This is a genomic window from Thermobrachium celere DSM 8682, from assembly GCF_000430995.1.
Lineage (GTDB): Bacteria > Bacillota > Clostridia > Clostridiales > Caloramatoraceae > Thermobrachium > Thermobrachium celere.
Map to the genome: position 1 here is coordinate 148024 of NZ_HF952039.1, position 4667 is coordinate 152690.

Annotated in this window: 3 protein-coding genes and 2 pseudogenes; all 5 read right to left on the reverse strand. The window is 30.8% G+C overall.

From position 1 onward, the window contains the following. A pseudogene (locus tag TCEL_RS12230) lies at positions 1-469 on the reverse strand (IS21 family transposase); the annotation flags it as partial. Positions 470-893: 424 nt separating this feature from the next. Continuing rightward, positions 894-1847 carry a TDT family transporter gene (locus tag TCEL_RS12235; RefSeq protein WP_018666567.1) on the reverse strand — a complete coding sequence of 318 codons (954 nt, stop codon included), beginning with the start codon at positions 1845-1847 and terminating at the stop codon, positions 894-896. A gap of 12 nt (positions 1848-1859) precedes the next feature. After that, on the reverse strand, positions 1860-2333 hold the full coding sequence (locus tag TCEL_RS12240; RefSeq protein ID WP_018666568.1) for a C-GCAxxG-C-C family protein: 474 nt from the start codon (positions 2331-2333) through the stop codon (positions 1860-1862). A gap of 182 nt (positions 2334-2515) precedes the next feature. Continuing rightward, the gene (locus TCEL_RS12245; RefSeq protein ID WP_018666569.1) at positions 2516-3757 is read right to left on the reverse strand and encodes a uracil-xanthine permease family protein; all 1242 of its coding nucleotides are present in this window, start codon (positions 3755-3757) and stop codon (positions 2516-2518) included. 639 nt (positions 3758-4396) lie between these two features. After that, a pseudogene (locus TCEL_RS13300) lies at positions 4397-4667 on the reverse strand (IS30 family transposase); the annotation flags it as partial.

Consider the following 4667-nt stretch of genomic DNA (forward strand, 5'->3'; position numbering starts at 1 on the left):
CAAAGTAACAATACCTTGAAAAACCAAGTTTAAAGTTAAAAACATTGATAATATATTCTTCCCCATATTTTGAAGTTAGCTTAATCTCCTCCTTCCAATCTACTTGAGCTTGCTCTCCTTCGGGTGTTTCAAATCTTGGATGAGCCATTATTTTTTTGGTTGGTTTTAATCCTTTTCTTTTAACATATTTATTAAAATTTGAATATGTGCCTATATCATAACCTTTGCTAACAAAGAATTCATAAACTGCTTTAACAGTAGTTCCTTTAATTGCAAGCTTCGCTTTTATTTCATCGTAATACTTGTCCAATTTACTTGTTTTATTTTTAGTTTTTGGTTTTCCCTCATACCCTTCAAAATATTTCTTTACAGTTCTTCTATCCATCCCATATTCTCTTGCAAGTTCTGAATAATTAGGCTTTAGTTCCATAGCTTTTAATATATTTAATTGAGCTATTATATTCATCATATTTGGTATCCCTCCCATTAAGAAGGATACCAAATACTTGTACAATTTTGTACATTTTTATTTTCCACTTTTCGTACATTTTGATTTTATCATTTACATATACAAAAAAACTTATACTTAGTTAAAAAATATTTTAAAAAGAGTATAGAGCTTATCCTTAAAAGATTTAAAGTGCTTAATAATCAGTCAAAATTTGTTTTATATAATTTATACTTTCTTATAACGATTTAGCTATTACTCATACATTAAAAGAAAAGCTTGAAAAATTACTGAAACTGCATCTTCTAAGGAAGCTCGTACGTTATTAAAGGAATGAATAAAACTTGATCTAAATAATGCCCTTAAGTAATTTGAAAAATGTATTGATACTTATATTAGATATTTCATAAGTGAAAAATGCCCACAATATTTTGTGAGCATTTTTTTATCCTTCAATATTAACTTTTTTTTCTTTAAACAAAGTATTTGATCCTATAATAAATCCTATATATCTAATTAATACATATATAACAATTAACACTGCAACTATCTCAATAAAATTAACATAATATATAGGTATAGTTATTGAATTTCCTATTTTATTTAGATATACATTTGTCATTTTCATTGCCATAGCTGTTATAACGAATGGAAATGTAAATGCCGAATAACTTGGATAAAATTTTATTTTTAGCATCTTAGGTAAGTTAATAATAACAAATACAAACGTTATTATAGAAATAATTGTTAAGAACCATATCATATATATGTTTTTATTTTGAAACGAACTCATATAGCCAGCTAGACATAAATTAGCTGGTGCTAATAATATTGTTTTTGTAGGGATAGCTGGCTCCAACATTTCTTTAAATTTCATGAACCTATAAATAATAATTGGTGCTAAACCAATAAAAGCCACAAATCCAAACCAAAATATAATTTTACCAACACTCTCCATTTTAAATGCAGGTGATGTTAAAGAAGCTGCAACAATTCCAACATACACTACAAAATAACTTGCAAATACCTTTTTAATATTAAAACTTATAATATACTTCTTAGTAAAATAAAGTATATAAGATATGTGAAATATAACGGCTAATTTCCAAAGCCAAAAAGCAAATTCATAAGATAAAGGTTTAATATAAGTGGATAAAATCATTGCCCCCATAAATAAAGTTGGTAACACACTGGCTATTACAGGATTTTCTAAATCATTTATACATTCTTTTGGCATCATAATTATTTTAGCTACAATACATATAAACATAATTCCAGAAATTATTCCAAATATATTCTTATATAAAATATTATATCCTGATAACAAATTTCCTAAAGATGCACAAGCAAGCATAAGCCCTGACATTGGGATTGGTATCTTTTTAATAGTTTCAAACATAACTATCCTCCATCACTTAAAGTTGTAATTTATTTTAGATTGAATATCTTCATCCTCCAAAAACTTTTTTGCTATCCAAGCAGCTACTTCACCTGTTATTTTAACACAGTGAGCCTTTCTTTCTGGGCTTGTAAACTCGTAATTTTTAACTAGTACTCTACAACAAGTGCTTCCATAAAGTTCTTTAATGTGGTTATGTAACTCTGCAGATAAAGGAAACATTTTTTCATTCATTGGTTCACCATGTTTTCTCCCATATACCATTCCTAAAGCCATAGAACCACCACTTACAGCTCCGCATAAACATCCTGATTTCCCTAAACCTATTGGAAATGCTGATGCCATTTTTACAACATCTTCATTATATGGCCAACCCAATAGTTCGTTGATAGTATGAACTACTGCTTCTGAGCAAAAAAATTCACCTCTTTGAAAATATCCTTCTGCTTTTTTGCGAACTAATTCAATAATTCTTTCCTTTTCCATAACCTTAACCTCCTATACCATTTTCAATTCAAATTATACAATATATTTAATAGTAAATTCTAATAGACTCTTTCTATAGATAATTAATTTTTATTGATATTACAAATAATAACATAAAAAGCCATAGGAAAAATAAATATCTTTTCCTATGGCTTTTATATATCTGTCCCCTATTTAACTTTTTACTTTCTATTTAATACTCCATTTACTACAACTCCAACTATTGCTGCAAAGCTAAGTCCTGATATTTTAACAGTTTCTGTTACAGGTATTCCTATGTTTATTCCTGTATAAGTTGGCATAAGTCCTAAGATTAAAACTGTTGCCATTACTATTATATTCTTTACATTAAACTCAACCTTGCTATTCTTTATAGTTTGAACTCCTATTAGGGCTATCATTGAGTAGAGCATAAAGCTTATTCCACCCATTACTGGAACAGGGATTGTTTTTAAGAAGCCTCCAACCTTACCTACAAACCCTAGTATCATTGCGAAAGCTGCTGTCATTCTTAGAATTGATGGATCATAGTTTTTAGTTATTGCAAGAACACCTGTATTTTCTCCGTATGTTGTATTTGCAGGTCCACCTATAAATCCTGCTACCATTGTTGCAAGCCCATCTCCAAGAAGTGTTCTGTTTAATCCTGGATCCTTTATAAAATCCTGTCCTACAACTTCACCATTTGTTGTTATATCTCCTATGTGTTCCATAAACACTGCAAGTACAACTGGTGCTATTATTGCTATTGCTGCTACATCAAACTTTGGAAGAGTGAAATTTGGCACTGCGAAAAGTGGTGATGTTTTAACTGCTGCTGTATCAACTATTCCTAATCCTGCTGATAGGATATATCCAACAGTTACCCCTATTATTATTGATAATTGCTTTATTAGTCCTTTTCCTAAAACCGTTACTGATACTGCAGTTAAAAGAGTGATTATTGATACCGTGTAGTTTGTCTTTGCACTACCATAGGCAACTGGAACTAAGTTTAACCCTATTACCATTATCATTGGTCCTACAACCTGTGCAGGAAGTACCTTTCTTATCTTCTCTACACCTATCTTTTCAACAAGGAAGGATACAAGTACATATATTAAACCTGCTACTACTATTCCACCTTGTGCATATCTTAAGTCTCCATTATATACTTGTTTTACTGCAAGTATTCCTGGGATAAATGCGAAGGATGAACCTAAGAAAACTGGTACCTTTTTCTTTGTGCAGAAGTGGAAAATCATTGTTCCAAGACCTGCTGAGAAGATTGCAACTGATGGGTCAAGGCCTGTTAGGATTGGGACAAGAACAGTTGCTCCAAACATTGCGATTAGATGTTGAACTGCAAGTATAACTTTCTTTACCTTTTCCCATGTAGTTACTTCTTGAGCTTTAAATTCCTTTGCTAAAATTTCTTGTGCCATAATAAAACCTCCTCCTTTTTCAGCCTCTCAGGACTGATTTAAAAGTTTTTAGACATAAAAAAACTTCTTACCCTGCTGGTAAGAAGTTATAGACGCACCTTCATATAGATATAATATTTCCACGTACTCCTAACATCTTACCAGCCTCACGGGACTGATTTAAAGACCACATTCATTTTTTTAATTATATCATAGGCATATTAACATTGCAACACTTTTTTAAGTGCCACCCAAGTGAAATGTGACATTTTCCATATAATGTATTAATCATATAAAAATTTTACCTCATGAACCAACTATTATAATGCATACATCTTTCATTGTTAATACATCTACCATAAGGGAGACATATTTAAACCTCATGTCCCCCTTAAAATATAGGAAATACCTATCTAATATTAATGCAATAAAAAGTGTCAATCAAACGATTGACACTTTGAAGAAGATTTACATTTTCTTAAATTGCAATATTAAATGCAACACCCCTGTGAAAAATCATGTAGAATAGGACTGACAATAGTCAAAATCAGCCTTAAGCCCATCTTAATAATAACAGGAGATGGAGTGCATGGGTTTGTCAAGGGCTGCGTAGCAGGCGGAGCTTTACCCTTGATAAACCACAAGCGACATCTATAATATTCAAAATATGGGATTAAGCAATCTTCGATAGTTCTTCATAAAATATTTTTCTGGGGTTTTGTAATTTAGCAATTTACGTGGCAACCTATTCATCCAATTTTGAATCCTTTGAATTGTATCAAAAGATAAGTCTTTGATGCTTTTACCCTTAGGGATAAAACGACGTATAAGACCATTATGACGTTCATTAGTACCCCTTTCGAAGGTAASRATAAGGGTGAGTATAGTATACCTCTATACCATATTCTTTAAGCAAAGTTTCTAAATTACT

What these genes read in the sequence shown, in the direction of transcription:
- TCEL_RS12235 (WP_018666567.1), bottom strand. Translation starts at nt 1,847, where the DNA reads ATGTTTGAAACTATTAAAAAGATACCAATCCCAATGTCAGGGCTTATG.
- TCEL_RS12240 (WP_018666568.1), bottom strand. Translation starts at nt 2,333, where the DNA reads ATGGAAAAGGAAAGAATTATTGAATTAGTTCGCAAAAAAGCAGAAGGA.
- TCEL_RS12245 (WP_018666569.1), bottom strand. Translation starts at nt 3,757, where the DNA reads ATGGCACAAGAAATTTTAGCAAAGGAATTTAAAGCTCAAGAAGTAACT.